The organism is Butyricicoccus sp. (assembly GCF_050872565.1).
Taxonomy (GTDB): Bacteria; Bacillota; Clostridia; order Oscillospirales; family Butyricicoccaceae; genus Butyricicoccus_A.
Map to the genome: position 1 here is coordinate 1 of NZ_JBNMHC010000235.1, position 3,548 is coordinate 3,548.

Here is a 3,548-nt window from a genome sequence, read left to right on the forward strand (position 1 = left end):
AAAATTTTTTCTTCGTTGACAGTCCGACGCGCCGATGCTACAATGATTGCATTCCAGATAGGAGGCAAAACATATGCAGTTTTCTTCCAGACTCCCCATTGCGGCGCATATTTTGATGTGTATTGTGCGGTTTGGGGAGGACTGTAAAATTACATCGGATTTTCTGGCGGGAAGCGTCAACGTCAATCCGGTTATCATCCGCAAGACGCTGGGACAGCTCAAAAAAGCGGGATTAGTCAACGTAGAGGCGGGTGTCGGCGGCGCTTCCTTGGCAAAGGCACCGGAGGACATCACACTGCTGGATATTTTCCATGCAGTGGAGCCGAAAGAAGAGCCGTTGTTTCATTTTCATGAAAATCCAAACCCCGCCTGTCCGGTCGGACGCGAGGTGCATGGCATCTTGAGCGGCTATTTAGATGCCGCTGCGCTGGCAATGGAAAACCAATTGCGTGCGGTCACAGTACAGCAGTTGATGGAGGATCTCCGGCGAAAAGATACGACAGAAAAGAGCAGTTTCTCATGAGAAACTGCTCTTTTTTGCTGCCGATATTGGAAATCTTTTTGATATTTGGCGCATGAAAAACTTGCAGAACCAGAAAAAATTGGCACTTTTTTTCAAAATAAATGTTACCGAAGGGTAAAAATGGTGTTATAATATAACTGGAACAATACGACAAAATAAGAACAAATCGGAAAAGGAGTGTAAGTATGTATCAAGTCGGAGATCTGGTCATGTATGGAAGTACGGGCGTTTGCCGCGTAGAGGATGTGGGACATCCGGAGGGAATTTCGGATAAAGAAAAGCTGTATTATACGCTGGCGCCGGTATACGACAAAGAGGTTATTTACACACCGGTAGATACCAAGGCATTTATGCGTCCGGTAATGTCGCGGACGGATGCCGAGCAGCTGATTGACCGCATTCCGGAGATTCCGGAGGAGCTGGAAAACAATCGGGACATTCGGATGCAGAGTGAGAAATATCGCGCTTGCCTGAATACGCATGAAAATGAAGATTTGATTCGTCTGATTAAGGTCGTGCATCGCAAGAATCACCGCTCGATGAAGGCGGGGCGTCACATGGGTTCGACGGATCAGCAGTACATGAAACGGGCAGAAAAGCTGCTGTACGGCGAATTGTCCGTTGCACTGGGCATCGGTTTCGATCAGGTGCAGCCGTATATTCAAAAACGTATTGCAGGCGCGCAGGCGTAAAACAGTAGACAAATCACAGCGTTAGAGGTATAATAGACAAGCTTATGCAGAGTAGGCATCTGAGCGTTAAGTGCTGTATGGACGGGGAGTTGCCATATAGACGAAGGAACATCCGCGGTTCAGGTGTTGCATCCCGCTGCCGGAAATACGGATCTTACCTCCTTATATTTCGGAACAACGGGTATAAGGAGGTATTTTATTTTGAACAAAACACAAAACAACATTCGCATGATGTGCATGGCAGGTATGATGGCTGCGATGTATGTCGGTCTCGATTTCTTGGCGGTGAGCATTAGTGTTCCGTTTGCCGGAAACTTAAAAATATCACTGAGTGGTTTGCCGGTACTGATTATGGCGGTGTTCGGCGGACCGGTTTGGGGAGCGGCGACTGGCTTTACCGGCGCATTTGTCGGACAGATGCTGACCTATGGGTTTAGTGCGACAACAATTTTATGGATTCTTCCTGCGGTGATGCGCGGCTTGTCTATGGGATTGCTGTTCCGTGCGTTTCGGGGCAGCACAAAATTCCACATTCTGGCGCTGGAAACCTGTCTCACCTCGGTTCTTGTGACGCTGTGCAATACAGGAGCCATGCTGGTGGAACAAATGCTGTATGGATACTATCAATCCTTTTTTGCGATTTATGTTGCCATCCCGCCGCGTATTTTGGCGGGCATTGTCACAGCGGTCGTGTATGCGGTTCTGCTGCCGCGTATTTTGGACGCGCTCCATCAGAGAAATATCATCAGAAGATAATAGACGTGTGAAGGCATAAGCAGACTCTTTCAGCTGACGCAAAGGTAAGATATTGCAAAGAATAAACCACTGGCATGAGGATATGTGCCAGTGGTTTTTGTTGCTTTTTCTGGTAGATTTCCGTATAATATATTTGTTGCAGAACGTGACGATTTTACTTTGGGAGGTAAAAATTACATGAAAAACAAGAAGAGAATGGCAAGCTTGCTGCTGGCGGGATGCATGGCGATTTCTGCCATGCCGGTTGCCTTTGCGGCAAATGCTGAGCAGCCAGCTGTGGTCTCCGACGAGGAACAGAAGCCAACCAGCGGTACTTGCGGCGAACAGGTAACGTGGTCGCTGAGCGAAGACGGAACGCTGACCATCAGCGGTACAGGAGAGATGGAGAACTATTCTGATGATAATGAGTCTCCATGGAAAGATCTTAACAAGCAGGTTAAGAAAATTGTCGTTGAACAAGGCGTCAAGAGCATTGGTTCATGTGCATTTCAGTCTTTGAATGCATTATCGACAGTCGAAATTCCGGCTAGTGTGACAGAGATTGGCTCGGATGCACTATACAATTGTTGGAATTTGAATACGATTACTGTGGATGCAGCAAATCAAAATTATGTATCCGAAGACAACGTGTTATTTAATAAAGATGAAACAACATTGGTGTTTTATGCGACAGCAAAGGAAGATTTAAGCTATGTCATTCCGTCAAGTGTAAGACGTATTGAGAAAAAAGCGTTTGCTTATACGCAAAAACTTCAGAAGGTAATTATTCCGAAAACAGTAAAAACGATTGACGATGAAGCATTTTTTTCCTGCGAGAATCTTGAAACAGTGACCATTTCAAATGGCGTTGAGGAAATTGGCTCACAGGCATTTTGGGGCTGCAACATGTTGCAGGAGATTGATATTCCTCAGAGTGTAATAAAACTTGGAACAGAAGTATTTGGGTATTGTAGACATTTAAAAAGGGCAACACTGCCGGAAGGCATTGCCGCGATAAAAGAGGGAATGTTTAGTAACTGCGGCGGTTTAGAGGAGGTAAATATTCCTAAAAATGTACAAGTAATAGAAAATTATAGTTTTTATGGTTGCGTAGCACTGAAAAAGTTTGAACTTCCGATGGGGTTGAGAACAATTGGAAAACAAGCATTTGCATCATGCGGTTCTATAAATGATGTTGACATTCCGGCAACGGTGACGGAGATCGGCTCGGATGCATTTTTCTACTGCGCAGATCTAAGAAAAATTACGTTCCGAGGAAATGAACCGCGTATTGGAGAAGAATGCTTTGGTTTTTATCCTGTGACAATATACTATCCAGCTCACAATACGACGTGGGAAGATGCAATGAAAAAAGACTATGATGGGACTGTTACTTGGAAGACTTGGTCTGCCTCGGATGTATTTCATGATGTAAAAGATAACGATTGGTTTATTTCTTATGTAGAATACATCTACGCACACCGCATGATGAACGGCATGAGCGAGAATACGTTTGAACCGTATACAACCTTGTCGCGCGCGATGGTTGCACAGATTCTGTATGCGCAGGCGGGAAGCCCGAGCGTATCCGGCGAACA

Annotated in this window: 4 protein-coding genes and 1 riboswitch; all 4 genes read left to right on the forward strand. The window is 45.5% G+C overall.

What is annotated here, in order from left to right; translation table 11 throughout:
* Positions 1–73: 73 nt before the first annotated feature.
* Positions 74–523, forward strand: coding sequence for an Rrf2 family transcriptional regulator (locus ACR0P9_RS09250; RefSeq protein ID WP_432619455.1), 450 nt, complete (start codon positions 74–76; stop codon positions 521–523).
* 185 nt (positions 524–708) lie between these two features.
* Entirely contained in the window at positions 709–1,215 is a 507-nt protein-coding gene (locus ACR0P9_RS09255) for a CarD family transcriptional regulator (RefSeq protein ID WP_432619457.1), read from the forward strand.
* 45 nt (positions 1,216–1,260) lie between these two features.
* A riboswitch (THF riboswitch) is annotated at positions 1,261–1,356 on the forward strand.
* A 60-nt stretch (positions 1,357–1,416) separates the two neighbouring features.
* Positions 1,417–1,971, forward strand: a complete 555-nt coding sequence (locus ACR0P9_RS09260) for a folate family ECF transporter S component (RefSeq protein ID WP_432619459.1) — start codon at positions 1,417–1,419, stop codon at positions 1,969–1,971.
* A 177-nt stretch (positions 1,972–2,148) separates the two neighbouring features.
* Positions 2,149–3,548, forward strand: a 1,400-nt coding sequence (locus ACR0P9_RS09265) for a leucine-rich repeat protein (protein WP_432619461.1), incomplete at its 3' end; no start/stop codon positions are given.